The 24,301-nt window shown below is 67.5% G+C and carries 24 protein-coding genes and 2 riboswitches; of the genes, 9 read left to right on the top strand and 15 right to left on the bottom strand.

The genetic code is table 11. From position 1 onward, the window contains the following. Positions 1-364 precede the first annotated feature (364 nt). Positions 365-2,542, top strand: coding sequence for a primosomal protein N' (locus AC5JLE_RS02325; protein WP_496065006.1), 2,178 nt, complete (start codon positions 365-367; stop codon positions 2,540-2,542). A gap of 96 nt (positions 2,543-2,638) precedes the next feature. Here the strand turns inward: AC5JLE_RS02325 and AC5JLE_RS02320 are convergent, their stop codons facing one another. Both AC5JLE_RS02320 and AC5JLE_RS02315 read right to left on the bottom strand, forming a co-directional pair. Continuing rightward, positions 2,639-3,259: a glutathione S-transferase family protein gene (locus AC5JLE_RS02320; RefSeq protein ID WP_049408663.1), complete on the bottom strand. Its 621-nt coding sequence runs from the start codon at positions 3,257-3,259 to the stop codon at positions 2,639-2,641. A gap of 133 nt (positions 3,260-3,392) precedes the next feature. Continuing rightward, positions 3,393-4,172, bottom strand: a complete 780-nt coding sequence (locus AC5JLE_RS02315) for an NYN domain-containing protein (RefSeq protein WP_014648580.1) — start codon at positions 4,170-4,172, stop codon at positions 3,393-3,395. Between the two features lie 123 nt (positions 4,173-4,295). Here AC5JLE_RS02315 and AC5JLE_RS02310 point away from each other — a divergent pair, with 123 nt between their 5' ends. Continuing rightward, positions 4,296-5,576: an NAD(P)/FAD-dependent oxidoreductase gene (locus AC5JLE_RS02310; protein ID WP_049408665.1), complete on the top strand. Its 1,281-nt coding sequence runs from the start codon at positions 4,296-4,298 to the stop codon at positions 5,574-5,576. 86 nt (positions 5,577-5,662) lie between these two features. Here AC5JLE_RS02310 and AC5JLE_RS02305 read toward each other — a convergent pair whose 3' ends face one another. The 3 genes from AC5JLE_RS02305 to AC5JLE_RS02295 form a co-directional block, all read right to left on the bottom strand. Then, on the bottom strand, positions 5,663-6,079 hold the full coding sequence (locus tag AC5JLE_RS02305; RefSeq protein ID WP_050483511.1) for a hypothetical protein: 417 nt from the start codon (positions 6,077-6,079) through the stop codon (positions 5,663-5,665). A gap of 3 nt (positions 6,080-6,082) precedes the next feature. Then, a complete protein-coding gene (locus AC5JLE_RS02300; RefSeq protein WP_049439281.1) occupies positions 6,083-6,514 on the bottom strand; it encodes a nuclear transport factor 2 family protein in 432 nt (143 codons plus the stop codon). 144 nt (positions 6,515-6,658) lie between these two features. Continuing rightward, a complete protein-coding gene (locus AC5JLE_RS02295; protein WP_014648583.1) occupies positions 6,659-6,934 on the bottom strand; it encodes a GIY-YIG nuclease family protein in 276 nt (91 codons plus the stop codon). A 40-nt stretch (positions 6,935-6,974) separates the two neighbouring features. Continuing rightward, a riboswitch (glycine riboswitch) is annotated at positions 6,975-7,064 on the top strand. A gap of 13 nt (positions 7,065-7,077) precedes the next feature. Further along, positions 7,078-7,183, top strand: a riboswitch (glycine riboswitch). Positions 7,184-7,265: 82 nt separating this feature from the next. Here AC5JLE_RS02295 and AC5JLE_RS02290 point away from each other — a divergent pair. Further along, entirely contained in the window at positions 7,266-7,883 is a 618-nt protein-coding gene (locus AC5JLE_RS02290) for a trimeric intracellular cation channel family protein (RefSeq protein ID WP_005411215.1), read from the top strand. Between the two features lie 262 nt (positions 7,884-8,145). Here the strand turns inward: AC5JLE_RS02290 and AC5JLE_RS02285 are convergent, their stop codons facing one another. The 7 genes from AC5JLE_RS02285 to AC5JLE_RS02255 all read right to left on the bottom strand — a co-directional run bounded on the left by AC5JLE_RS02285 (position 8,146) and on the right by AC5JLE_RS02255 (position 13,598). Then, positions 8,146-9,219: a 3-deoxy-7-phosphoheptulonate synthase gene (locus tag AC5JLE_RS02285; protein ID WP_014038657.1), complete on the bottom strand. Its 1,074-nt coding sequence runs from the start codon at positions 9,217-9,219 to the stop codon at positions 8,146-8,148. A gap of 295 nt (positions 9,220-9,514) precedes the next feature. Beyond that, complete coding sequence (locus AC5JLE_RS02280) at positions 9,515-9,772, bottom strand: hypothetical protein (RefSeq protein WP_014038658.1); 258 nt, start codon at positions 9,770-9,772, stop codon at positions 9,515-9,517. A 90-nt stretch (positions 9,773-9,862) separates the two neighbouring features. Next, positions 9,863-10,201 (bottom strand): DUF6616 family protein, encoded by a 339-nt coding sequence (locus AC5JLE_RS02275; protein WP_046432768.1) that lies wholly within the window; start codon positions 10,199-10,201, stop codon positions 9,863-9,865. A 48-nt stretch (positions 10,202-10,249) separates the two neighbouring features. After that, on the bottom strand, positions 10,250-10,990 hold the full coding sequence (locus AC5JLE_RS02270; RefSeq protein WP_241884800.1) for a DNA alkylation repair protein: 741 nt from the start codon (positions 10,988-10,990) through the stop codon (positions 10,250-10,252). After that, on the bottom strand, positions 10,987-11,487 hold the full coding sequence (locus AC5JLE_RS02265) for a MarR family winged helix-turn-helix transcriptional regulator (RefSeq protein WP_032958244.1): 501 nt from the start codon (positions 11,485-11,487) through the stop codon (positions 10,987-10,989). The genes AC5JLE_RS02270 and AC5JLE_RS02265 overlap by 4 nt, the downstream gene beginning before the upstream one ends. Before the next feature lie 72 nt (positions 11,488-11,559). Beyond that, positions 11,560-12,858: a sensor histidine kinase gene (locus tag AC5JLE_RS02260; protein WP_241884812.1), complete on the bottom strand. Its 1,299-nt coding sequence runs from the start codon at positions 12,856-12,858 to the stop codon at positions 11,560-11,562. Between the two features lie 32 nt (positions 12,859-12,890). Beyond that, on the bottom strand, positions 12,891-13,598 hold the full coding sequence (locus AC5JLE_RS02255) for a response regulator transcription factor (protein WP_014648590.1): 708 nt from the start codon (positions 13,596-13,598) through the stop codon (positions 12,891-12,893). A 106-nt stretch (positions 13,599-13,704) separates the two neighbouring features. On the opposite strand from AC5JLE_RS02255, the gene AC5JLE_RS02250 reads away from it, so the two are divergent. Together AC5JLE_RS02250 and AC5JLE_RS02245 are read left to right on the top strand one after the other, a co-directional pair. Then, positions 13,705-14,634, top strand: a complete 930-nt coding sequence (locus AC5JLE_RS02250) for a retropepsin-like aspartic protease (protein WP_046432775.1) — start codon at positions 13,705-13,707, stop codon at positions 14,632-14,634. A 67-nt stretch (positions 14,635-14,701) separates the two neighbouring features. Continuing rightward, positions 14,702-15,865, top strand: coding sequence for a serine hydrolase domain-containing protein (locus AC5JLE_RS02245; RefSeq protein WP_241884801.1), 1,164 nt, complete (start codon positions 14,702-14,704; stop codon positions 15,863-15,865). Positions 15,866-15,957: 92 nt separating this feature from the next. Here AC5JLE_RS02245 and AC5JLE_RS02240 read toward each other — a convergent pair whose 3' ends face one another. The 3 genes from AC5JLE_RS02240 to AC5JLE_RS02230 form a co-directional block, all read right to left on the bottom strand. After that, on the bottom strand, positions 15,958-16,569 hold the full coding sequence (locus tag AC5JLE_RS02240) for a DUF6445 family protein (protein ID WP_032958237.1): 612 nt from the start codon (positions 16,567-16,569) through the stop codon (positions 15,958-15,960). A gap of 132 nt (positions 16,570-16,701) precedes the next feature. Beyond that, positions 16,702-18,351 carry a chaperonin GroEL gene (groL, locus tag AC5JLE_RS02235; protein ID WP_005411226.1) on the bottom strand — a complete coding sequence of 550 codons (1,650 nt, stop codon included), beginning with the start codon at positions 18,349-18,351 and terminating at the stop codon, positions 16,702-16,704. Positions 18,352-18,432: 81 nt separating this feature from the next. Beyond that, positions 18,433-18,720, bottom strand: a complete 288-nt coding sequence (locus AC5JLE_RS02230; RefSeq protein ID WP_005411227.1) for a co-chaperone GroES — start codon at positions 18,718-18,720, stop codon at positions 18,433-18,435. 311 nt (positions 18,721-19,031) lie between these two features. Between AC5JLE_RS02230 and AC5JLE_RS02225 the strand changes: the two genes are divergently transcribed. The 4 genes from AC5JLE_RS02225 (at position 19,032) to AC5JLE_RS02210 (ending at position 24,167) form a co-directional block, all read left to right on the top strand. After that, the gene (locus AC5JLE_RS02225) at positions 19,032-20,822 is read left to right on the top strand and encodes an endonuclease (RefSeq protein WP_241884802.1); all 1,791 of its coding nucleotides are present in this window, start codon (positions 19,032-19,034) and stop codon (positions 20,820-20,822) included. 68 nt (positions 20,823-20,890) lie between these two features. Next, positions 20,891-21,229, top strand: coding sequence for a divalent-cation tolerance protein CutA (cutA, locus tag AC5JLE_RS02220; protein WP_014648595.1), 339 nt, complete (start codon positions 20,891-20,893; stop codon positions 21,227-21,229). Further along, a complete protein-coding gene (locus tag AC5JLE_RS02215; RefSeq protein WP_241884803.1) occupies positions 21,226-23,607 on the top strand; it encodes a protein-disulfide reductase DsbD domain-containing protein in 2,382 nt (793 codons plus the stop codon). The genes cutA and AC5JLE_RS02215 overlap by 4 nt, the downstream gene beginning before the upstream one ends. Continuing rightward, a complete protein-coding gene (locus AC5JLE_RS02210) occupies positions 23,604-24,167 on the top strand; it encodes a TlpA family protein disulfide reductase (protein ID WP_053494578.1) in 564 nt (187 codons plus the stop codon). Before AC5JLE_RS02215 ends, AC5JLE_RS02210 begins: the two co-directional genes overlap by 4 nt. The last annotated feature ends 134 nt before the right edge of the window (positions 24,168-24,301 follow it).

The raw sequence follows: 24,301 nt of genomic DNA, 5'->3' as shown, positions 1-24,301 counted from the left end.
CCGTAGGACTTGCGCCCACAGGCGCTTCGTGCTGCAGGTTGTGCACAGCACCACGCCCCCTCCGGCGAAAACTGTGGCTTCGGGCTGAATTCACTCTGTTTCAGCATTGTTTCACACTTAAGATATTGATCTTATTGCCTTTTGTCGTGTGGCGATTTTTTGACCAACCCAAGCGTGAGGCCGTCGCCATCGGCCTTCTACGTTTCCGATGGCCGTTAACGCACAACGTTATCCACAGAACATGTGGATAAGACTGAATCTCCAATGGACACCGATATTTAGGTGACATTTATGATTCAACGGGCGCCGCCCCGCCGCTCCCGCTGCTGCCGTTCGCGCGCGCATGGCCCGTTACACTGGCCCGATGCTTTCACCGATTCCGACCCTGCAGGTCGCCCTGCCTGTCCCCCTGCCCCGCCTGTTCGACTACCTGTCGCCGGAGGGCGATGCCCCGGCGCTCGCGGTCGGCTGCCGCCTGAAGGTGCCGTTCGGCAACCGGGAGCTGGTCGGTGTGGTGGTGGGGCACGGCCAGACCGACGACGGCCAGGGACTGCGCCAGGCCCTGGCCTGGTGCGACCCGCAGCCGCTGCTGCAGGGGGAGCTGTGGCAGAGCCTGCAATGGCTGGCGCGCTACACCCATGCGCCACTGGGCGAGGTGCTGAGCACCGCCCTGCCCGGCCCGCTGCGCCATGGCGAGGCCCTGCCCGACACCCACCATTGGGGCTGGCAGCTGACAGCCGAAGGCCACGCCCAGCGTGAAAAGCTGCGCGCCGGCAGCCGTCCACGGCAACTGGCCGAGCTGCTGGCCGAAGCCATCGTGGATGAGGACGTGCTGGGCGAACGCATGCAGGACTGGCGCACCGCCGCGCGCAGCCTGGCCAAGCGCGGGCTGGCCGAGCGGGTTGCGCTGAGCGTGGCCCCCCAACACGCGCAGCCACTGCCCGGTCCCACGCTCAACCCGGACCAGGCCGAGGCGGTGGCCGCGATCAATGCCGCCGACGGCTTCCAGCCGTTCCTGCTGGATGGCGTGACCGGCAGCGGCAAGACCGAGGTCTACCTGCAGGCGATCATCCATTGCCTGGCGCAGGGCAGGCAGGCGCTGGTGCTGGTGCCGGAAATCGGCCTGACCCCGCAGACCCTGGCACGCTTCCGTGGCCGCCTCGGCATCGCCGTGCATGCGCTGCACTCGGGGTTGAACGACAACGAGCGCGCGCGCGTCTGGGCAGCGGCCTCACGCGGCGAAGCGCGCGTCATCGTCGGCACCCGCTCAGCGGTGTTCACGCCGCTGCCCCAGGCCGGCCTGCTGATCGTCGACGAGGAACACGACGGCAGCTACAAGCAGCAGGACGGCATCCGTTACCACGCGCGCGATTTCGCCCTGGTCCGGGCCAAGTCGCTGGGCGTTCCGGTGTTGCTGGGCAGTGCCACGCCCTCGCTGGAAACCCTGCACAACGCCTACGCCGGGCGTTACACCCACCTGCGCCTGAAACAGCGCGCCGGCGATGCGCGGCCACCGCGCGTGCGCATCCTCGATGTACGCAAGCGCCCGCTGCATGACGGCCTCTCGGCCGATGTGCTGGCCGGCATCGGGGAGCATCTGCAGCGTGGCCAGCAGGTGCTGGTGTTCAAGAACCGCCGCGGCTACGCACCGGTGCTGCTGTGCCACGACTGCGGCTGGACCGCGCCATGCCAGCGCTGCGATGCGCCGATGACCGTGCATGGTGGCGGTCGTCGCCTGCAGTGCCACCACTGCGGCGCGCGGCAACCGGCGCCGCTGGCATGTCCGGCCTGCGGCAGCCTGGCACTGCAACCGCAGGGCATCGGTACCGAACGCCTGGAAGAACATCTCACTGCGGCCTTCGCCGACTTCCCGGTGGTGCGCATCGACCGCGGCACCACCTCACGGCGCGACGCGCTGGAACAGCAGCTGGCGAAACTGGGCGACCAGCCCGGCATCCTGGTCGGCACACAGATCCTGGCCAAGGGCCACGACCTGCCCAAGCTGACCCTGGTGGTGGTGGTGGGTATCGATGAGGGCCTGTTCTCGGCCGACTTCCGCGCCAGCGAAAAACTGGCGCAGCAGCTGATCCAGGTGGCCGGCCGCGCGGGACGTGCACGCGACCCGGGCGAGGTCTGGCTGCAGACCCATCACCCCGGGCACCCGCTGCTGGAAACCCTGGTGAGCGGTGGCTACCATCCGTTCGCGCAAGCCGAGTTGAACCAGCGCCAGGCGGCCGGATTCCCGCCCTTCGCGCATCTGGCGCTGATGCGCGCCGAAGCGCAGCAGGTGGAGCATGCCAATGCATTCCTGCTGGCGGCCCGGCACCTGCTGGGCGAACAGAACGTGGTCGAGGCCTACGGGCCGATGCCGGCGCCGATGCCACGGCGGGCCGGTTACCAGCGCACGCAGCTGCTGCTGTCTGCGGTGCAGCGGCCGCCTCTGCATGGCGTGCTTTCGCAACTGGTTCCGCAGCTGTACGCGCTGCCGGAAGCACGCAAGGTGCGCTGGTCGCTGGATGTGGATCCAACGGATCTTTATTGAGGGGTCAGAGCCCACCCGTCGGGTGGGATCCGACCCCGATGCCCTGGGGTCGGATCCCTTTTCGCAGAAAAGGGCTCTGACCCCGGACGCCTTCGCTCACGTCAGCGGCGACATCACGCCGCGCTGGTAGGCCGGTCGCTCACGCAGGCGCGCATACCACTCGGCCAGGTGCGGCATGTCCGGGCGCTGGATCGGCAGTTCATACCAGGCGTACACCAGCGAGCCGAGCGGAATGTCGCCCATCGCGAACGTCCCGCCCGACAGCCATGGCTGCGTGGCCAGGGTGGCATCGGCCATCGCCAGGTAGTCACCGGCACGGACGATGGCCGCGCTGATGCGCGCTTCGTCACGGTCGGCCGGCGCGGTGCGCATGATGCCCCAGACCAGGTCGCTGTACAGCGGCGCCATCCGCGAGGTGCTCCAGTCCATCCACTTCTCGGCCTGCGCGCGCTCCATCGGGTCCTCGGCGTACAGCGTGCCCAGCGCATAGCGCGCGCTCAGGTAACGCACGATGGTGTTCGATTCCCACAGCGGCAGGCCGTGGTCCTCGATCACCGGCACCAGGCCGTTGGGATTCATCGCCTGGTACTCTGGCGTCTGCGTGCCGCCATGGCTGCCGCCGACTTCGATGGATTCGTACGGCAGGCCGATCTCCTCGGCACACCACAGCACCTTGCGGACGTTGCTGGAATTGCGGCGGCCCCAGATCTTCAACATGCGGGTTTTCCTTGCTGGCAATGCGAGCGGCAACGATACGCCTGATTGGAGTGGAGATGTGCGTGCCGGATGCGGGATCGGGCATCTACAGCATGCCGGCCAGCGGCCGGCACTACCGGTTCTTTTTCCGGCACTACCGGTTCTTTTTTGGCAGCGCGCGCACGTAGGACGACTTGCCGTCCTTCTTCAGCTCGAACAGGCCGATCGCCGCCAGCAGATCGCTGAGTTTGCCGTAGCCATAGTTGCGCGGATCGAACGAGGCCTGGTTGCCGATCTGGCTGCCGACCGGCCCCAGGTGCGACCAGCCATCCTCGCCCTCGGCCGAGGACACCGCGCGGCGCAGCATCTTCACCAGCCGGGTGTCGCTGCGCATCTCCGCCCCGCTCTTGCGCGGGCGTGCATCATCATTGGCGACGGGCTCGTTCGATGCCTGTTCGCTCGATGCCTGCTCGGCATCCGGCACGCTGGCGTGGGTCTGGCCCAGCGCTTCCAGGTAGGTGAACTTCGAGCACGCGTTGACGAACGGTTCCGGCGTCTTCTTTTCGCCGAAGCCATACACCTTCACGCCGTCGGTCAGCAGGCGCATCACCATCGGGGTGAAATCGGCATCGCTCGACACGATGGCGAAGCCATCAAGGTTGCGCGCGTACAGCAGGTCCATGGCATCGATCACCATCGCCATGTCCGACGCATTCTTGCCCTTGCTGTAGGCGAACTGCTGGATCGGGCGGATCGCATACTCGTGCAGCACCGCTTCCCAGCCCTTCAACCGCGGGCTCTTCCAGTTGCCGTAGGCACGGCGCACGTTGGCCACGCCATAGCGGGCGACTTCGGCCAGGACCTCGTCGATCTTCGAGGCCGGCGCATTGTCGGCGTCGATCAACAGGGCGATGCGCTTTTCCGGTTCGCTCATGGATTCCTCGCGGGCGGTTGCCTGAACCCGAGTATCGCCGATCCACGCGGGCGCTGACGTGACAGGTGGCCGCCGTGCGAAGATGCCAGGCGCTTCCCCCAATGCCCCCACTGGAGTGAGTCGATGAGTCGCGAGCGCGTTCCCCACCTGGTCGTTGTCGGCGGCGGTTTTGCCGGTCTCTGGGCCACCCGTGCCCTGGCTCGCGAGCGCATACGCATCACCCTGGTCGACCGCCGCAACCATCACCTGTTCCAGCCGCTGCTGTACCAGGTGGCCACCGCCGGCCTGTCCGCGCCGGATATCGCCGCACCGCTGCGCCACATCCTCGGCCACCAGCGCAACGTGGAAGTCCGCCTCGGCGAAGTGGTCGCCATCGACAAGCAGGCACGGCAGATCGGCATGGCCGATGGCAGCACGCTGGACTACGACAGCCTGCTGCTGGCCACCGGCGCTACCCACGCCTACTTCGGCAACGACCAGTGGGCCGATGATGCCCCTGGCCTGAAAACGCTGGACGATGCCATTGCACTGCGCCGCAAGCTGCTGCTGGCGTTCGAACGCGCCGAGGCCGAACCGGACCCGGCGAAGAAGGCGGCGTGGCTGAGTTTCGCCATCGTCGGTGGTGGTCCCACCGGCGTCGAACTGGCCGGCACGCTGGCCGAGATCGCGCGCCACACGCTGCGCAACGAATTCCGCCACATCGATCCGGCCAGCGCCAAGGTGCGGCTGGTCGAGGCTGGGCCGCGCGTGCTGTCCTCGTTCCCGGAAGTGCTTTCGCTGAAGGCGCGCCGCCAGCTGGAAAAGCTGGGCGTGGAAGTGCTGACCGGTACCCCGGTGAGCGACATCGACAGCCAGGGCTTCAAGCTCGGTGAGCAGTTCGTGCCGGCCCGCACCGTGGTCTGGGCCGCCGGCGTGGCCGCTTCACCACTGGCGCGCACGCTGGACGTGCCGCTGGACCGCGCCGGCCGCGTGCAGGTGCAGCCGGACCTGACCCTGCCTGATCACCCGGAGCTGTTCGTGGCCGGCGACCTTGCCGCACTGAGCCAGGCCGACGGCAAGCCGGTTCCCGGCGTGGCGCCCGCGGCCAAGCAGATGGGCAAGTACGTGGCCGAGGTGGTCCGTGCACGCCTGCACGGCAAGCCCGAGCCCGGTCCGTTCAAGTACGCCGACTACGGCAACCTGGCCACCATTGGCCGCATGGCCGCGATCGTGCACCTGGGCCGGCTGCAGCTCTCCGGCGTGCTGGCCTGGTGGTTCTGGCTGGCCGCGCACGTGTTCTTCCTGATCGGCTTCCGCAACCGCATCGTGGTGCTGCTGAACTGGGCGGTCGCGTACTGGAGCTACCAGCGCAGCGCGCGCATCATCTTCGGTGATGACCAGGACGACCGGCGGCCGAAGCGCTAGGGCTTCCCGGGGCCTTTCCTGGGGTCAGAGCCCTTTCCGCCGGAAAGGGACCCGACGCCGGCTACCGCATCCACGCATGACGTGGATTACTTCCGGCAGAAGTCCTCCTTCCTCGCGGTGTCGGCAATCTGCGCGGTACTCCAATGCCGGGTGATCCAGATCGCCAACGCGGTGCTGCTGAGATGCCAGCGCAGCATGCCGCGCTGGGGTTGCCGCCACAGGTGGCGCCGGGCAATCCAGAAGGCCTCCCGCTCCACTTCAGGCACCTTGTTCTTCATCCCGTCCTTGTCGAAGAACTGGGCGGTGAAGCGCCAGGGGTTCATCGGCTGGTATCCCGCCCGTGGCTCACCACTGCACGCAGCCACGCCACTGGGCGCGCGGTCGGCCGGCTTCGGCCGACCGTCCACCAATGCCAGCCCGAGCAGATACAGCAGGCCAGGCAGCAGCGCGATGCCGGCGACCAGCACGACGACGGAGATCCATGCGTTGCCGGCGGCACGCATCGCTCAGTGCGCCTTCGGTTTCGGGTACCACAGTGCGTTGACGATGACCCAGCGCTGGTCGAAACGCCCCATGTGGAAGTAGTCGACGAACCACGGGGTTTCCAGCCGCACCGAGGCCGCGTTGCCGGTCACGTCCAGCACCGTGCAGCGGCGATCCCATTGATCCTTCGGGGTCTTCAGCGCGCCCTGTTTCGTCAGCGAGACCAGCTCCTCCTTCGACATCCGGCGCAGGCCCAGGCGCTCGTCTGGCGTATCACCGAGCACAGCGCGCTTGGCCAGGTCCGGGTGCAGCGAACGGGCGACGCGCTGCGGATCGGCCTCCAGCTGGCCATCGACGTAGTCGTGGCAGGTGGCTTCGATGGCCGCGATCGTGGCGGCGTCGGCGGCAGGGCTCGTTGCTGCGGAAAGCGCGAACAGCAGGGCAATCGTGGACATCCGGGTCTCCGGCTCTGGGCGCGGGGCGATCATCGCATGGGCCGAATGGCCCATCCACGCATGACGTGGATCTACTGTAGAGCCGAGCCCATGCTCGGCTCCCGCATCGGGCAGACGGAACAACAGCCGGGCGTGGGCTCGGCTCTACAGAAGCGCAGGATCCGTTGCCTGCAGCCAGGCCAGCTTGCGTTCGCGGGGCTGCTGCTTGAGTTGCCACTCGGCCCGCGAGGCGGCGGCCCGGTCCGGGTATTCGCGCACGGCCAGCACGCGCAGCGGCGGCCGGGCCCGGGTGTAGCGCGCGCCCTTGCCGGCCTGGTGGGCGGCGAAACGCGCCTCCACATCGGTGCTGATGCCGGCGTAATAGCTGCCATCGCGGCATTCGAGCAGGTACAGGAACCACGGGCGGAGGGATGGGGCCATGCCTGGATTATGCCGTGCTGCACTGCAGCGGATATACTGGCGACCGAATGCAGGAGAGAGGCGCCGCGCTGGCGCCCGCCGAAGGCGCAGGCTCCCATGATCGCTCAGGCCGGTGGGCTGGAATCCCACCAACCATGCATTCGACTCGCCGAGCTGGAGAGAGGTCACCGGGCATGCCCGGGACGATCCGCCGAAGGGGCACGCGGCCCATGCCGCTGAACTCTCAGGCAAAAGGACAGCGGGAGCGGCACCGGTCATCGTCATCCCGTCATTGCGCAGGCAGTGGCGGTGGTCGCGCATGGCCGGCCCCACCGCGCCCGGAGCCTGTCCCATGCTGCTGTCCATCATCTACCTGATCGCCATTTCCGCCGAAGCCATGACCGGCGCACTGTCCGCCGGCCGCCGCCGCATGGACCTGTTCGGCGTGGTCATGATCGCCTGCGTCACCGCCCTCGGGGGTGGTTCACTGCGCGACATCCTGCTCGGCCACTACCCGCTGGGCTGGGTGAAGCACCCCGAGTACCTGGGCTTCACCGTATGCGCGGCGCTGATCGCCACCTGGGTGGCGCGCTGGATGCATCACTTCCGCCGCACCTTCCTCGTGCTCGACGGGCTGGGCCTGATCGCCTTCACCCTGATCGGCTGCTCGATCGCGCGCGAAGCCGGCCATGCGATGCCGATCGTGCTGATCGCCGGCATGCTGACCGGCGCGTTCGGCGGGGTGCTGCGCGACATCCTCTGCAACGAGGTGCCACTCATCTTCCAGAAGGAGCTGTACGCGATCATCGCGCTGCTGACCGGCGCGGCCTATCTGTTGCTGCTGCACTGGGGCGTGGCCGATGCCACCGCAATCCTGTGCTGCCTTGGCGGCGGCTTCGCATTGCGCCTGCTGGCGATCCACTACCGCTGGGAAATGCCGAAGTTCGTCTACCACGACGAAGTGCATTGAGCCTCTTCGTAAAGTCGAGCCATGCTCGACTGCTCTTTGCAGGAAACCAACGCGCTTCGCGCGCAGGTCGGGCATGGCTCGACGCTACAGGAAGCGGTATCACCACCCCGGCGATGTACCTGGCGCTGTCGCTCATGCGCAGCGCCAGGCGCATCGCCGGTGCAGATGGGCCGGCCTCCAACTCCGACCGGCCCTGATCGCGGCCGCACCCCCGCAGGCGCTGGCCGCCATCCACACACGTGCCGCACTCAGGCGGCTTCGATCAGGCTGCTTCGGACACCTTCACGTCGCGACGGGCGCGCACGGCCGCAGCCAGACGCTCCAGCACCGTCACGGTGGTGTCCCAGTCGATGCAGCCATCGGTGATGCTCTGCCCGTAGACCAGCGGCTGGCCTTCCACCAGTTCCTGGCGGCCACCGACCAGATGGCTCTCGATCATCACGCCAACGATGCGCTGTTCGCCGTCTTCCAGCTGAACAGCGATGTCCTCGATCACCTTCGGCTGGTTCTCGGGGTTTTTCAGGCTGTTGGCGTGGCTGGCGTCGATCATCAGGCGCGTCGGCAGCTTGGCCTTGGCCAGCACCTGGCAGGCGTCGGCGACGCTGCCGGCGTCGTAGTTCGGCTGCTTGCCGCCACGCAGGATCACATGGCAATCCGGATTGCCGGTGGTCGACACGATGGCGGTGCCGCCCTGCTTGGTGACCGACAGGAAGTGATGCGGATTGGACGCCGCACCCACCGCGTCAGCGGCGATCTTCACGTTGCCATCGGTGCCGTTCTTGAAGCCGACCGGGCACGACAGCCCCGAGGCCAGCTCACGATGCACCTGGCTTTCGGTGGTACGCGCGCCGATCGCGCCCCACGCCACCAGGTCGGCGATGTACTGCGGCGAGATCACATCGAGGAATTCGACACCGGCCGGCAGGCCGAGCTTGTTGATGTCGCGCAGCAGGCCGCGGGCAATGCGCAGGCCCTTGTCGATCCGGAAGCTGCCGTCCAGGTCCGGGTCGTTGATCAGGCCCTTCCAGCCCACCGTGGTGCGCGGCTTCTCGAAGTACACACGCATGACGATTTCCAGTTCGCCGGCCAGCGCGTCGCGCAGCGGCTTCAGGCGCTGGGCGTATTCGATGGCGGCCTTCGGGTCGTGGATCGAGCACGGGCCCACCACCACTGCCAGGCGGTCGTCACGGCCGTGCAGGATCTGGTGCAGGGCCGCGCGCGAGGCGCTGACGGTGTCGGAGGCTTCATCGTCACAGGGCAGCATCGCCAGCAGCTGAGCAGGCGGTGTCAGCGGTTCGATGGTGCGGATGCGCAGGTCGTCGGTGTGCGGGGGCATTGCAGGAGATCTCCGGAACGTTGGGGGTCCCCAGCGTGGCGGCATGAAAAAAGCCGCCAGGTTCGCTGGCGGCTTTCGGGAATGCGTCTGAAGCTTTCTTCAGGGTGAGCGCAGTCCTTCCTCCGCCAGTGGCTTCGGAAAGTAATACCAGTAAAAGCGGGTGGCGGCTGCGTTCATGGGGTGTATTGATAGCACAGCTTTTGCGCAGTGCAAAATGTTTCATCCGCAACCGCGGGTGCGGTTCAGCGAGGCGCGCGCCAGCGCTGCCTACGCGGCAGCAGCCACGCAAAGCTGCTCATTTGCCATGCACTTCCACGTCCAGCAGCAGGCCTTCGTGGATGTCGGCCCAGCGCTCCAGCACGCGGTCCAGCTCCTGCCTGGCCTCGTCCAGCTGCTCGGGATTGAGCAGGGAACGGGCGGTGTAGAGGTCGGAGACCAACCGCCGCAGGGCCGCCTCCGGGATGGCCACCGACGGCCCTTCCCGCCCCGGCAACTGCAATGCCGGGCTGTCGCCAAGCGGGCCGAACAGCGTGACCTGGAGCGTGCTCTGCATGATCAACTTCCCTGCGGATGGACATGGGCAATGTCCTGTTTACCGCGTCCGGGTGACAGACGCATGTGCCATGCGCGTCCGGAGACGCTGCTACAAGGCGGCCAGGTCGGCAAGGTGCTGCCCCATCCCATCGTCTGCGCCGACGGCGTTGATGGTGGCGAAGTACTGATGCCAACCGGTGGCGGCAATGCCGGCCACCAGCGCATCGGCGTCCGCGCGGCTTGCACAGCGCCAGACCGCATAGAACTGCTCATCGCTGCCGTGCTGTACGCCCCTGGCAATGCGGCCCATCGCCAGCAGCGTGATGCGGACTGGATCGAACTGCTGCATGCCTGCACCGATACGGGCGAAGAAGGCATTCCGCTGCTCGGGCTGGAGCGTGGTCCAGGCGGGGGTGGCGGTGTAGAGCTCGATGAAGGTGTGCGACATGCTGCTTCTTCCTTGAAGGTTTGGGGGGTTGCCGGCCAGCGGCCGGCACTACCGGAGCGAGCGCATGGCGCGTTTGCGGATGTAGGCATTGGCATCACCAGGGTGCTGCTGTTGCCAGCGCGCGCACAGCGCACGCAGCCACTGCGGCTGTGTCTTGCCGGCATCATTGAGCCAGTTGCCGACCGAGTCCTGCACATAGCGCTCCGGGTCGTCGGCGAGTGCTTCCAGCATCGCCTCTGCAAGTTCCGGCTGCCGCTTGAACAGCGCGACATGTGTGGCCCACACGCCGCGCGGGCGCAGCGCTTCGCAGGCGAAGCGGCGCAGGTACGGCGATCCTTCATGCGTCCATGGTTGCAGGTACTCCAGCGCCTGCAGTGGTGCGGCAACAATGTCGGCACGCAGCGCCAGCCACGCCCATTCGCGCACGCCGAAGTGCGGGTCGTCAGCCAGTGGCCGCATCGCCTGCAGCTTGGCCGGCAGCGTCGCGTCGGCTTCGCCGCCGATCAGGTAGCAGGCCCAGCCACGCACCGTGTCTGACGCATGCGCCTGCCAGCGCGCAGGCTCCCCCTGTCCGGCTTCGTGCAGCAACCGCGCCGCCAGCGCCATGCGCTGGGTGATGCCCTTGCCTGAGGCGTCGCGCATGCATTGCAGCGATTCCGGCTCAAGGGCAGGCGCCACCACCTGCAGCAGCGCGGTGAAATCCACGGCCAGGCATTCGGCCAGATGGGTTGCAGCAGCGCTGCCACTGTTGAGTGCATGCAGCCTTTGCGCAGGAACGGGCGTGCTCATGCTGCCGATTCCCGCCCACCGTCCGTGTGCTGCCAGACCTTGTGCAGCAGCTGCGACAGCTGCTGCTGTTCACCCGCATCCAGGCCGTCGAACAGGCCGCTGATCCATTGCGTGTGCTGCTCGAACAACGACTCGGCCAAGCGCTTTCCCGGTGCGGTCAATACGATCTGCAGACGGCGGCCATCCCCGTCATCGCTGCGACGCTGCAGCAGGCCTTCACGCTGCAGGCCATCGAGCAGGCCGCTGATGGTGGCACGGGTCACGCCGGCACGCTCGGCCAGCAGGTGCGGCGGCAGCGTGCCACCGGCCCCGTGCAGCAGGAACAGCACGATGAAGCGGCCCTCGCTGAGCCCATGCGGTGCCAGCCGCGCGGCGCAGTCGCGATCGATCGACGAGGACAACGAGAGCAGCTGGAAGCACAGGCGCAGTTGCGCGATGTTGGCGTGGCCGCGTCGCTGCGATTCCTCCAGCAGGGCCTGATGCTTGGCTTCGATCATCTCACGAACACAATATGGTTAGGCGACTAATCATATCACCGGATAGCCGCCATCTGTAAACCACAGCCGATATCAGGGGAGCTTTCCCAGCAGCAGGCGCGCGATCAGCCCGCCGCCCTCGCGGTGCAGCAGCTGCAGTTCGCCTGAGTGACGCCTGGCCACGTTGGCGGCCATGGCCAGTCCCAGCCCGGTCCCACCGGTAGCGCGACTGCGCGAGCTTTCGCTGCGCTGGAACGGTTGCAGCAGGCGGACACGATCAGCTTCGGCGATACCCGGCCCGCGATCCATCACATCCAGCTGCACCCCATGTCCCCACACGGCGACATGCAGCTCCACGGCGCCCGCGTAACGCTCGGCGTTGTCGATGAGATTGTCGACCGCGCGCCGGAGCAGCAGCGCATCGCCATGCCACGGCAGCGTATCCGGGCACTGAAGCGAAATGTCGACCCCGCGCAGCAGCGCCCCTTGCAGGCATTCCTGCAGCAGGGCAGCCAGATCCAGCGAGCGCATCTGCAAGGGCTGCAGCTCGCCGCGTGCATAGTCCAGCACCTGCTCGATCATCGCGTCCATGCGTTCGATGTCCGCCACCATCCGGGCGGCCTGTGGTGCGGGAGCGAACTCGGCGCGCAGGCGCAGGCCGGTCAGGGGCGTGCGCAGGTCATGCGCCACTGCCGCCAGCATATGGGTCATGTCCTGTGCCTGGACCCGCAGGCGTTCGCGACCGGTGCTGATCGCGGCGGCCAGCATCTGCACTTCGCGTGGGCCATCGTCGGGCAATGGCGACTCGGCCTGCAGGTCGACGCGTGCGCTCGCTTCGGCCAGGCGCCGCAGCGGGCGCCCCAACCGGATCGACGCCCACGCCGCCAACGGCGCCAGCAGGATCGCACCGCCCAACAGGGCGAGCATCACCTGGCGGCGCCAGGCCGCCAGGTCACTATGGTCGCTGCCGACCACCCGCCAGCGGCCGTCGGCCTGGCGCATCCCCAGTTCAAACGGCGGCCACTGCATCGCGGTCAGCAGCGCGGCCTGTGATTTCAGCACGCCAGCACGACCGGAGGCGTCCAGTACCGCGCCACCCTCGATGACCTGCACATCGGGCGCCCTGCCCTGCCCCGTCCATGCCAGGCGTACATCCTCGGCCGGCATGCCCATCTGCGCGGCCGCCAGCTGCGCGAGCCAGTCGCTGGCGCTACCTTGGGGGGGCGCGTCCTGCGTCGCCCTGCGCAATCCCAGTGACGCCGGCGCCTGTTCCCCACGCAGTACCTGCATCGCATGGTCCAGCCGCATCGGTGGCGGCGCGGGCCGGGGCATCCAACCCACCACGGCAACGCTGACCAGGGTTGCCAGCAGCAGGCTGGCCAGCGCCAGCATCGCGATCCAGCGTGTGGTCGACCACCGGCTGCTCACAGCACCTGTACCTCGGCGTCGAAGCGATACCCTTCCCCGCGCAGTGTCTGCACGAGGGCTTCTGCCCCGGACGCGGCCTGCCCGAGCTTGCGGCGCAGGCGGCTGATCGCGAGGTCGATGGCACGGTCCACGCTGTCACTGGCTTCTCCGCGACTCAACTGCAGCAGCTGCTCACGCCCCAGCACCCGCCCGGGACGTTCGGCCAGCGCCAGCAACAGGGAAAACTCACCACGACTCAGCACCAGCTCGGCACCGTCCGGTGCGAACAGGCGACGCTGGTCGGGCAGCAATCGCCAGCCATCAAACCGCAGCTCGCTGGCCACCTGCGTGCGCAGCTTGTCCTGACGGCGCAGCAGTGCGCGTACCCGCGCCAGCAGTTCACGCGGATCAAAGGGTTTGGCCAGGTAGTCGTCCGCGCCCATCTCCAGGCCGATCACGCGGTCCGGTGCAGCCCCCATCGCCGACAGCATCAGGATCGGGATCGCCCTCGCCTGCAGCCTGCGGCAGACCGACAGCCCATCCTCACCGGGCATCATCCAGTCGAGGATGATCAGGTCCGGTCGTTCGGCCTGCAGCAGCACGTCCAGTGCCGCCGCATCCGCCGCCAGGCGTACCTGGTAGCCGTGCAGCAGCAGGTGGTCGGCGATGGCGTCGCGGATGCTGGCATCGTCGTCGACGACGATGACACGGATGGGAGTACTCATTCGGACAGTATCCAGCACCTGTGTATCAGGACGGTATCAACGCCGATATTCCGGCGATACGCCGCCGTGCGCCAATGGTCACCCACGATCACTGCGGAGTCTTCCCTTGCGCCTCTTCCTGTTGCCCCTGTTCGCCGCTCCCTTGCCTGCGCTCGCCTCCAACGCCGCCGCGCACATCCTGCCGATGTGGATGCAGGGCGGTCATCCGGCGGTGGCCGTCTCGCTGGACGGGCGCGCCGAACCGCTGCGCTTCGTGGTCGACAGTGCCGCGGGGGCAACGCTGGTCGATGCCCGCGTCGTGCGGCGCTATGGCCTGGAGGATGCGGATGCAGAGGTATCACAGGCGCAAGGGGCGAGTGCAGCTTCGGCGCGGTTGCAGCGCATGCGCAGCACGTCCTGGCAGCTGGGCAGCTGGCAGCTGCAGGCCCAAGCCATGAACGTGGATCTGTCATCGTTGCCGAAGGATGATGATCCAGCCATCGACGGCTTGATCGGCAACGATCTGACCGGGCGCTGGGACACCCGTTGGGACTTCGGCCGCAATCAACTGGCGCTGTGGACACCCGGCGGATTGAACCTGGAAGGACCGGGTTGCCAGCCCAATGCGCTGCCCGGCCGCACTGGCGGCCTGCGCCAGTTCGGCTTCATCACGCTTGCACTGGGCGCGCCCGCGGTGGACGCCATCGCCGTGGTCGACACCGGTGCCGCACAGACCGTCCTCAACGCCGAAGCCGCCCGCGCACTGGGGCTGCGCACCGACGGCAGCGACGCGCGGGTGCGGGTGCGTGAAAAGGGCACCGAAGGCCTGGGCGGCGGCAAGCAGGCAACCTGGCTGTACACCCTGCCCGGCATGACCGGCGGCGGCTGGCAGCACCCGTCGATGGAGGTCCGCATCAGCGAACTGCCGGTGTTCAAGGCGATCGGCCTGGAGGGCCGGCCGGCGCTGATCCTCGGTGCCGATGCAATGCGCGGCGGCCAGGTGGACATCGGTGCCGGCGCAGCACGGATCTGCCTGCGCCGGCCGCAGGCCGGCTGACAACTGGCGATGACGCCAGCGGCAGCCCGGCGTAGCATCACCGTGCGCCCCACCAGGAGTTCCACGCATGTGCCGTGCCACCCTGATGTTGCTGACGCTGCTCCCGCTGGCGGTACTGGCCGCGCCGCCACCCGTGCCCTCGCCCACTCGCATCGATGCCGAAGCACAGCGGCTGATGCAGGCGGCCCATGCGCGCGGGATGGCGCTGGCGGTGATCGATGACGGCAAGGTGGTGCATGTGGCCGCCTACGGTGAACGCAACGCCGCAGGCGAGCCGCTGCGCACCGACACCGTGATGTATGCCGCATCGCTCACCAAGATGGCCTTCGGCCACCTGGTCGCACAGCTGGCGCAGGACGGGGTGATCGATCTGGATGCCAGCATCGCCACAGCTCTGGACGTGCCGCTGCCAGACTACCCGCCCGAACCGAAAAAGTACGCCGACTACAGCGTGCTGGCGAGTGATGCACGCTGGCGCCGGCTCACGCCGCGAAAGCTGCTGAATCACGCCAGCGGCTTTGCCAACTTCGGCTTTCTCGAACCGGATGGCCGGTTGAAGTTCCACTTCGAGCCCGGCAGCCGCTACGGCTATTCCGGCGAGGGCCTGATCCTGCTGCAGTTCGTGATCGAACGTGGGCGAATGGGCGAGGATGTGGGTGCGTTGATGCAGCAGCGCGTGTTCGATCGCTTCGGCATGACGCGCACCAGCATGTCGTGGCGCGCGGATTTCGCCGGCAACCTGGCCGATGGCTGGACCGTCGAAGGCAATACAGAGCCGCACGATCAACGCAGCCGTGTGCGGGCGGCAGGATCGATGGATACCACCATCACCGACATGGCCCACTTCGCCGCCGGTTATGTGCGCGGCGATGGGCTGTCTGCGGCAATGCGCAGGGAACTGGTGCGGCCGCAGCTGCCGATCACCACCGCCAGCCAGTTCCCAACGCTGCAGCCGGAGCTGCCCGTTGCGCACCAGCACCGGGATCTGGCCGCGGGCCTGGGCGTGGTGACCTTCCGTGGCCCCCAGGGTGCAGGCTTCTACAAGGGCGGCCACGACGATGCGGTCGGCAACACTCTGGTGTGCATCGAGCGGCACAAACGCTGCGTGGTGATCCTGGGCAACGATGTACGGGCCGAGGCCACCTTCCCGGCACTGGTGGCGTTCGTGCTGGGTGATACCGGCGTGCCATGGCAGTGGGAGTACGGCGCGGCGAAGGCCTTCGTCGAATGAAGGCGCGATGATCCCTGGGCGGGGAGTGCGGAGGGATGGGAGCAACCATGCATGGCGTGTGGATCCACCTCACGCGTGGATACCTGCTCCGCTCAGCGCGCCTGCTCGAAGAACATCAGGTACACCAGCCGGCCATTCTCCGGGCGGTCGCCGAACGCTGGCCCGGCGGTATGCCAGAACCAGGGCCGCAGCAGCACCAGCCGGTTGAAACGCATCGGGATGCGCATGGTCATTTCCCACTGGCTGTCGTCGTTGCTGTCGCGCTCGATGATGTCACGATGCATGTCGCCGCCGTTGGCATAGCCCAATGCGGCCAGCTCCGCTGCATCCAGGGCCATGCGCTCGGTGCCGGTACGGCGGTGGCGGAAGAACTCGGTGCCGCCCTCGCAGTGCTCCGGTGCACTCAGGTAGAGGATGCCCGACCAGTGCGAGTGATCGGCGTGCACCTTGGCGCGGCCGGTGTCACCGGCCAGGGTAAGGCGGAACTTGCCGTGCGACTGCAGTGGGTTGACCGGCCGCAGCGGTTCGTTGACCAGCCGCGAGACCGCGCCGGACAGCCCGTCCAGTTCCAGCCGCTGCTGCGAATTGCGGCCGGGGAATGCGCCCTCCTGCACCGGATAGGTCAGGCCCAGCGCCGCCTGGCGCAGCCCCTGCGCATCGGCAGGAGAAAGGAAGTCGTCGACGACGATGAACGAGGTAGGCATGGCCACCGAGCGTAGCGATGCGCTGCTGCGGCGGCAACCGGGCAACGAAAAACCCCGCCTTGCGGCGGGGTTCTTCCTTGCATCGGGAGGGCGTGCCGACCAGGGTCGGCAACGACCGCCGGGGACGTGGACTTAGAAGTCCATGCCGCCCATGCCACCCATGCCGCCCATGCCACCGGCGCCACCCATGGCCGGCTCGTCCTTCTTCGGAGCTTCGGCAACCATGGCTTCGGTGGTGATCATCAGGCCAGCGATCGAAGCGGCGTTCTGCAGCGCCGAACGGGTCACCTTGGTCGGGTCCAGGATGCCGAACTGCAGCATGTCGCCGAACTCGCCGGTGGCGGCGTTGTAACCGAAGCTGCCGGTGCCTTCCTTGACCTTGTTGATGATGACCGACGGCTCGTCGCCGGCGTTGGCCACGATCTCGCGCAGCGGGGCTTCCATCGCACGCAGGGCGATCTGGATGCCGTGGTTCTGGTCTTCGTTGGCGCCCTTCAGGCCGGCCAGCGCGGTGATCGCGCGGACCAGGGCAACGCCGCCGCCCGGAACCACGCCTTCTTCAACGGCCGCACGGGTGGCGTGCAGGGCGTCGTCGACGCGATCCTTCTTTTCCTTCATTTCGATTTCGGTCGAGGCGCCGACCTTGATCACGGCAACACCGCCGGCCAGCTTGGCCACGCGTTCCTGCAGCTTCTCGCGGTCGTAATCCGAGGAGGTGTCCTGGATCTGGGTCTTGATCTGCGCCACGCGTGCATCAACGTTGGCCTTGTCGCCGACGCCGTCGATGATGGTGGTGTTCTCCTTGGAGACCTGCACCTTCTTGGCGCGGCCCAGGTCCTTGATGGTGGCCTTCTCCAGCGACAGGCCGACTTCTTCGGAGATCACGGTGCCGCCGGTCAGCACGGCCATGTCTTCCAGCATCGCCTTGCGACGGTCGCCGAAGCCCGGGGCCTTGACGGCCACGACCTTGACGATGCCACGGATGGTGTTGACCACCAGGGTGGCCAGCGCTTCGCCTTCAACTTCCTCGGCCACGATCAGCAGCGGCTTGCCGGCCTTGGCGACGCCTTCCAGCACCGGCAGCAGGTCACGGACGTTGGAGATCTTCTTGTCGTGCAGCAGGATGAACGGGTCATCCAGGTCAGCGGTCTGCGACTGCTGGTTGTTGATGAAGTACGGCGACAGGTAGCCGCGGTCGAACTGCATGCCCTTGACCACGTCCAGCTCGTTGTCCAGGCCCGAGCCTTCTTCAACGGTGATGACGCCTTCCTTGCCGACTTCCTTCATCGCGTCAGCGATGATCTGGCCGATCGATTCGTCCGAGTTGGCCGAGATGGTACCGACCTGGGCGATCGCCTTGTCGTCGGCGGTCGGCTTGGAGATGTTCTTCAGCTCGGCGACGGCGGCCGAGACGGCCTTGTCGATACCGCGCTTGAGGTCCATCGGGTTCATGCCGGCGGCAACGGCCTTGGCGCCTTCGCGGATCAGGGCCTGGGCCAGCACGGTGGCGGTGGTGGTGCCGTCGCCGGCATCGTCGTTGGTGCGCGAAGCAACTTCCTTCACCATCTGCGCGCCCATGTTCTCGAACTTGTCAGCCAGTTCGATCTCCTTGGCGACGGAGACGCCGTCCTTGGTGATGGTCGGCGCGCCGAAGCTCTTTTCCAGCACGACGTTGCGGCCCTTCGGGCCCAGGGTGGCCTTGACGGCATTGGCGAGAACGTTGACGCCGCGCACCATGCGCGAACGGGCGTCTTCACCGAAACGAATATCCTTGGCAGCCATTGCATTTACCTCATTGGTAGCGCCGGACGATGCCCGGCGGCTGGGAGTTTGGGATCAGGTTGAAACAGGTCGCGCCGGGGCTCAGCCGATGACGGCGAGCACGTCGTCTTCGCGCAGGACCTTGTATTCGACGCCTTCGCTCTTGTACGAGCTGCCGGCGTACTGGCCGTAGATGACCTTGTCGCCGACCTTCAGCGACGGCGCGCGCACGTTGCCGTTGTCCAGCGGCTTGCCCGGGCCGACGGCCACGACCTCACCCTTGGTGGACTTTTCCTTGGCCGAGTCGGGGATGACGATGCCACCGGCGGAGATTTCGTCGGCTTCGATCGGCTTGACCACAACGCGGTCGTGCAGCGGCTTGATGCTCATAGGAGACCTCTTAAGTGATTGATTGGTCTAAAAAAGTCCGGCGATGTTAGCACTCACCCCAGGCGAGTGCCAGAACCGCACGTGAAGAAACCCGACAACGTCGGGAGCAGGGCAGAGATGGAGCCCCGCCGCCCCCTTTCAAGGGCGGAATGAAAAAATTTTTCCGCCCGCGCGCCTCGGCCAAGGCGTCGGTCCTCGACAATTTCGGTGACAAGCGTCGCACTGTCAGATATCTGACGTTCATTTACGACAAAGTGTCACTGGATCGGCCTTAGGCTCGGTCAGGCATTCCCAATCACAAGGAGTAGTCGATGCGATTGCTGTCCCCGCTTGCCGCCGCCTGCCTGCTGGCACTGGCCGCCGCGCCGGCCCAGGCCGAGGTTTTCATCAACGAACTGCACTACGACGACAGCACCGCCGCCGGTGACGTCGGCGAAGCCATCGAGGTGGTCGCCACCGCGGGCGAGGACCTGTCCGGCTACCGCCTCTACCTCTACAACGGCAGCAATCCTTCGGCGGCCGCGGTCTACGTCAACAACCCGGTCCCGGCCGGCACCGCCGCCGGCTGCGGCAGCGCGACCATCGCCGTGGTCAACTACCCGACCAACGGCATCCAGAACGGCCCCAACGACGGCATCGCCCTGGTCGATGCCAGCGGCAAGGTGGTCCAGTTCCTCAGCTACGAGGGCGCCATCACCGCCTCCGGTGGCCCTGCCGCCGGCATGACCAGCCAGAACATCCCGGTGGCCGAGACCAACAGCACGGCCCCGGGCACCTCGCTGCAGCTGACCGGCAGCGGCAGCCAGTACACCCACTTCACCTGGGCCGAGTCGGCCAGGCAGACCTTCGGCAGCTGCAACAACGGCCAGACGTTCAGTGGCGGCGGCACGCCGGGCCCGAACACACCGCCGTCGGTCTCCACCACCACCCCGGCGCAGGGCAGCAGCACCTTCCCGGCCGCCGCCGACCTGGAAGTGGTGTTCAGCGAGACGGTGAACCTGGCCAGTGGCGCCTTCGCCCTGAGCTGCGGCACCTCCGGCAGCGTGCCGTTGACCTTCCCGGCCAGCGGCCGCAGCGTGAAGCTGTCCACCAACACTGCGCTGGTGGCCGGTGAGGCCTGCCGCTTCGACATCCGCGCCGCGCGCATCACCGACCTGCAGGGCGCGCACCCGGCCGCCGACAGCCGCATCGCCTTCACCGTGGCCAGCACCGGCGGCAATCCGGACCCGGGCAACCCGGGCGTGCCGGCCGGCTACTACTCCAAGGTCAACACCAGCAGCCCCAGCCAGCTGCGCTGCTCGCTGCATGCCACCATCAAGGGTCACACCGCCTACCCTTACAGCGGCTCGGGCACCAGTACCTGGACCATTCTGGAAATCGCCGACGAGGATCCGAACAATTCCGGCAGGATCCTCGATGCATATCGCAACCACAGCTACGCCAAGGTGACCGATCGCGCCGGCAGTGGCAGTGGCCTGAAGTACAACCGCGAGCACACCTGGCCGAACTCGCTGGGCTTTGCCACCACCACCGGTGACAAGGGCCTGCCGTACGCGCCGTATACCGACACCCACATGCTGTACCTGACCGACGCGCAGTGGAACGCCGACCGTGGCAACAAGCCGTTCGGCAAGTGCGACGCCAACTGCGGCGAGCGCGCCACCGAGGCCAACAACGGCCAGGGCGGCGGCAGCGGCGGCTATCCGGGCAACTCCAACTGGGTGCGCACGCCGGACGGCAACACCGGCACCTTCGAGGTGTGGGGCAAGCGCAAGGGCGACATGGCGCGTGCGGTGATGTACATGGCGATCCGTTACGAGGGCGGCAAGGATGCGGCCACCGGCCAGTCCGAGCCGGACCTGGAGCTGACCGACGACCGCAGCAAAATCGTCAAGACCAGCAGTTCGCCGGCCTACATGGGCCTGCTGTCCACGCTGATCGACTGGCACCTGTCCGATCCGCCGGATGATGCCGAGCGTGCGCGCAATGACGTGATCTACAGCTTCCAGGGCAACCGCAACCCGTTCATCGACCACCCCGAGTGGGCAACCCCGGCCCTGTTCACCTCGGCCAAGCCGGCCACCTGCCAGCTGGCCAACTGACCGCGCAACGCAGCGGTCCACGGCCGCCGCCGGGCCCTGACCCGGCGGCGGCCCTATACTCGGCGGTCATGTCGACCGTCGATCCCGTCCTGCTGCTGTTGACCACCTGCCCGGACCGGGCCAGTGCCGAGCGCATCGCGCACGCGCTGGTCGGCGAGCGCCTGGCGGCATGCGTGACCCGCCTCGATGGCGCGCAGTCGACCTACCGCTGGCAGGGCGAGGTGACCACCGACGCCGAACTGCAGCTGCTGGTGAAAACCACCGCGAGCCGCGTCGATGACGCAATTGCCCGGATCGTCGCACTGCATCCGTATGAACTCCCGGAGTGCATCGCGGTCGAAACCCGGGCCGGCCTGCCGGCGTATCTGGACTGGATCCGGGCACAGACCCGGGAGGACACTGATTGAAGACTCTGTTTGCGCGCGGCGCCACCTTGTGCGCCCTGTTGTGGCTCTCGCTGCCGGCCTTCGCGCTGGATGAGAAGGACCTGCTGCCGGTGGACCAGGCGTTCGCGCTGACCGCCATTGCCCCCGAACGGGGCCAGGTGCAACTGCAGTTCAAGATCGCACCGGGCTATTACCTTTATCGCCACCGCACCAGCGTCAAGGCCGACCCGGCCTTCAATGCCGGCGCGCTGCAGATGCCCAAGGGCGACAAGCACCACGACGATTTCTTCGGCGAAGTCGAGACCTATCGCGAGCGCCTGCAGGCCACCCTGCCCGGCACGCCGTCCGAGGCGGCCGGCACCATCAGCCTGGAAGTGCGTTACCAGGGCTGCGCCGATGCCGGTGTCTGCTACCCGCCGCAGAAGCGCGTGGTGCAGGTCACCCTGCCGGGCGCCGGTGCGGCGGCGGCGGTGCCTGCCGCGCGTGCCGGTGCGGCCAGCCCGTTCAACAACCCGCTGGCCGGTGCCGGCAACAGCGGTGGCCTGCGCCTGCCGGGCGCGGCCAACAACAGCCAGGCCCTGCCGCTGCCGTCGGAACAGGCGTTCGGCTTCGATGCCATCGCCAGTGACGGCAACACCCTGCTGCTGCGCTTCAGCCCAGCGCCCGGCTATTACCTGTATCGCGACCGCACCTCGCTGAAGCTGGAAGGCAGCGCCGGCGTGCTGGCCGGCAAGCCGCGCTGGCCAGCCGCGCAATCGCATCGCGACGAGCACTTCGGCGATGTCTCGGTCTACTTCAACCAGGTGGAAGTGCCGCTGCCGCTGCGCCGCACTGTCACTGATGCCGTCGACAGCACCCTGGTGGTGACCTTCCAGGGCTGCCAGACCGACGGCATCTGCTACCCGCCGATGACCCGCCGGGTGAAGCTGTCGATTCCCGCTGGCAAGCTGTCCGCCAGCATTGACCAGGCGCCAGCGCGCAACGAGGTGATCAGCCCGCTGCCCGCCGCCGGCGTGCCACGTGAATCCGCCAACGGCGCACCGTTGCGCCTGCTGCCGACCGTCCCCAACGACGGCATTGCCACTCCCGCCGCCAGCGGCAGTGAGGGCGCGCGCAATGAGTTCGCCGCCGACGCGCGCGATGGCAACGCACTGCGCACGCGCCCACCGGCGACAACCCCGAACCCGGACCGTTCGTTCGTCTGGGTGCTGCTGCTGGCGCTGGCCGGTGGCCTGGTGCTGAACCTGATGCCCTGCGTGCTGCCGATCCTGTCGCTGAAGGTGCTGAGCCTGGCGCAGAGTGGCGAAAGCCCTGAGCGGGCACGCAGCCATGCCCTCTGGTACACGCTGGGCGTGCTGGTCGCGTTCGCGGTGATCGGCGCGCTGATGGTGGGCCTGCGCGCGATCGGCAACGCCGTCGGCATCGGCTTCCAGCTGCAGCACCCGGGCGTGGTGGCGGCGCTGGCCTACATCATGTTCGCGGTGGGCCTGAGCCTGTCCGGCGTGTTCACCCTGGGCGGCGGCATCGGCAACCTCGGCCAGTCGCTGGCCAGCCGCAGCGGCCCGGCCGGCGATTTCTTCACCGGTGCGCTGGCCTGCCTGGTCGGCAGCGCCTGCGTCGGCCCGTTCATGGGCGGGGCGATCGCCTATGCCTTCATTGCCCCGCCGCTGAAGGCGATGACCGTATTCCTGTTCCTCGGCCTGGGCCTGGCGCTGCCGTTCCTGCTGATCGGCTTCGTGCCGGCGCTGGCACGCCGCCTGCCCAAGCCCGGCCCGTGGATGGAAACGCTCAAGCACGTGCTGGCCTTCCCGATGTATGCCACCGCGCTGTGGCTGCTGTGGGTGCTGGGCAAACAGCGCGGCGTGGACGGCATGGCACTGGTGCTGGGTGGCCTGCTGCTGTTCGCCTTCGGCCTGTGGCTGTTCGAGCGCAATCGCTGGACCGGCTCGCGTGCGGTGACCCTGCTCGGCGTGCTGCTGGCGATCGGCGCGCTGGTTCCTGCCTGGGGCGTGACCCAGCTGGCAGCGCCGGCACGCGCCGCACAGGCCGCCAGCGACAACGTGGTGGAGTATTCGCCGCAGTTGCTGGACCGCCTGCGTGCGGACAACCGCGTGGTGTTCGTCAACATGACTGCCGACTGGTGCGTGAGCTGCAAGGCCAATGAACGTGCCGTGCTGTCGCGGCCGGAGTTCAAGGAACTGCTCAAGCGCACCAACGCGGTGTACATGCGCGGTGACTACACCAACGTCGACCCGCAGATCACCACGTTCCTTGAAGAGCACAAGGCCGTGGGCGTGCCGCTGTACGTGGTGTACGGCCCGGGTGCGCCGCCGACCGTGCTGCCGACCCTGTTGACCCAGGCGGTGGTCGAGGAAGCGCTGCTGCGCACCGCACGATGAAGTGGCAACGGCCAGCGCTGCTGTGGACAGCGGTGCTGGCCGCCGGCCTCGGCCTGTGGGCCGGGCATCGATTCTCACCCGGCCCGTCTGCACCGGCCGCGGCAACGACGGCTTCCACAGCGACGGCCGTGAAGCCTACCCTGCAGGTGGGTGATCCCTTGCCGGCGCTGATCCTGCCGGACCTGGCGGAACAGCTGCTGGACCTGCGCGCCCGCTTCGCCGGCCGGCCGCTGCTGATCAATGTCTGGGCCAGCTGGTGTGCGCCCTGCGTGGAAGAGATGCCCGAACTGGCCCGCTTCGCCGAAGCCCAGGGCGACAACGGTGTGCAGGTGCTGGGCATTGCGCTGGATGCCCCGGACGACGTGCGCGCTTTCCTGCTGCGGGTGCCGGTGGACTACCCGATCGTGATCGAGACCCCGGGGCCGCGCGATGCCAGCGTGCAGCTGGGCAATACCCAGGGCCTGCTGCCCTACAGCGTGCTGTTCGATGCGCAGGGGCGGCTGGTGAAGGCAAAGCTGGGGCCGTTCGCCCACGGCGAGATCGACGGCTGGGTGAAGTGAGGGTGTTTTTTGCAGGGCTTGCAGCCCTGCACCCTGCTCAATGCAACGGCAACAGCCAAAGCCAAAGCCAAAGCGGGCGTTCCGTGGGTTGGCGGGGCGGTGTCGGAGTGCGGGGACGCTGCAAGTACGTCCCT

The sequence above is a fragment of the Stenotrophomonas sp. genome (assembly GCF_059505245.1).
The sequence above is the reverse complement of the archived record's forward strand: the minus strand, read 5'-3'. Positions and strand labels throughout refer to the sequence as shown.

Coding starts and splice junctions, on each gene's coding strand:
- AC5JLE_RS02325 (WP_496065006.1), top strand. CDS start 365: ATGCTTTCACCGATTCCGACCCTGCAGGTCGCCCTGCCTGTCCCCCTG.
- AC5JLE_RS02320 (WP_049408663.1), bottom strand. CDS start 3,259: ATGTTGAAGATCTGGGGCCGCCGCAATTCCAGCAACGTCCGCAAGGTG.
- AC5JLE_RS02315 (WP_014648580.1), bottom strand. CDS start 4,172: ATGAGCGAACCGGAAAAGCGCATCGCCCTGTTGATCGACGCCGACAAT.
- AC5JLE_RS02310 (WP_049408665.1), top strand. CDS start 4,296: ATGAGTCGCGAGCGCGTTCCCCACCTGGTCGTTGTCGGCGGCGGTTTT.
- AC5JLE_RS02305 (WP_050483511.1), bottom strand. CDS start 6,079: ATGCGTGCCGCCGGCAACGCATGGATCTCCGTCGTCGTGCTGGTCGCC.
- AC5JLE_RS02300 (WP_049439281.1), bottom strand. CDS start 6,514: ATGTCCACGATTGCCCTGCTGTTCGCGCTTTCCGCAGCAACGAGCCCT.
- AC5JLE_RS02295 (WP_014648583.1), bottom strand. CDS start 6,934: ATGGCCCCATCCCTCCGCCCGTGGTTCCTGTACCTGCTCGAATGCCGC.
- AC5JLE_RS02290 (WP_005411215.1), top strand. CDS start 7,266: ATGCTGCTGTCCATCATCTACCTGATCGCCATTTCCGCCGAAGCCATG.
- AC5JLE_RS02285 (WP_014038657.1), bottom strand. CDS start 9,219: ATGCCCCCGCACACCGACGACCTGCGCATCCGCACCATCGAACCGCTG.
- AC5JLE_RS02280 (WP_014038658.1), bottom strand. CDS start 9,772: ATGCAGAGCACGCTCCAGGTCACGCTGTTCGGCCCGCTTGGCGACAGC.
- AC5JLE_RS02275 (WP_046432768.1), bottom strand. CDS start 10,201: ATGTCGCACACCTTCATCGAGCTCTACACCGCCACCCCCGCCTGGACC.
- AC5JLE_RS02270 (WP_241884800.1), bottom strand. CDS start 10,990: ATGAGCACGCCCGTTCCTGCGCAAAGGCTGCATGCACTCAACAGTGGC.
- AC5JLE_RS02265 (WP_032958244.1), bottom strand. CDS start 11,487: ATGATCGAAGCCAAGCATCAGGCCCTGCTGGAGGAATCGCAGCGACGC.
- AC5JLE_RS02260 (WP_241884812.1), bottom strand. CDS start 12,858: ATGCTGGCGCTGGCCAGCCTGCTGCTGGCAACCCTGGTCAGCGTTGCC.
- AC5JLE_RS02255 (WP_014648590.1), bottom strand. CDS start 13,598: ATGAGTACTCCCATCCGTGTCATCGTCGTCGACGACGATGCCAGCATC.
- AC5JLE_RS02245 (WP_241884801.1), top strand. CDS start 14,702: ATGTGCCGTGCCACCCTGATGTTGCTGACGCTGCTCCCGCTGGCGGTA.
- AC5JLE_RS02240 (WP_032958237.1), bottom strand. CDS start 16,569: ATGCCTACCTCGTTCATCGTCGTCGACGACTTCCTTTCTCCTGCCGAT.
- groL (WP_005411226.1), bottom strand. CDS start 18,351: ATGGCTGCCAAGGATATTCGTTTCGGTGAAGACGCCCGTTCGCGCATG.
- AC5JLE_RS02230 (WP_005411227.1), bottom strand. CDS start 18,720: ATGAGCATCAAGCCGCTGCACGACCGCGTTGTGGTCAAGCCGATCGAA.
- AC5JLE_RS02225 (WP_241884802.1), top strand. CDS start 19,032: ATGCGATTGCTGTCCCCGCTTGCCGCCGCCTGCCTGCTGGCACTGGCC.
- cutA (WP_014648595.1), top strand. CDS start 20,891: ATGTCGACCGTCGATCCCGTCCTGCTGCTGTTGACCACCTGCCCGGAC.
- AC5JLE_RS02210 (WP_053494578.1), top strand. CDS start 23,604: ATGAAGTGGCAACGGCCAGCGCTGCTGTGGACAGCGGTGCTGGCCGCC.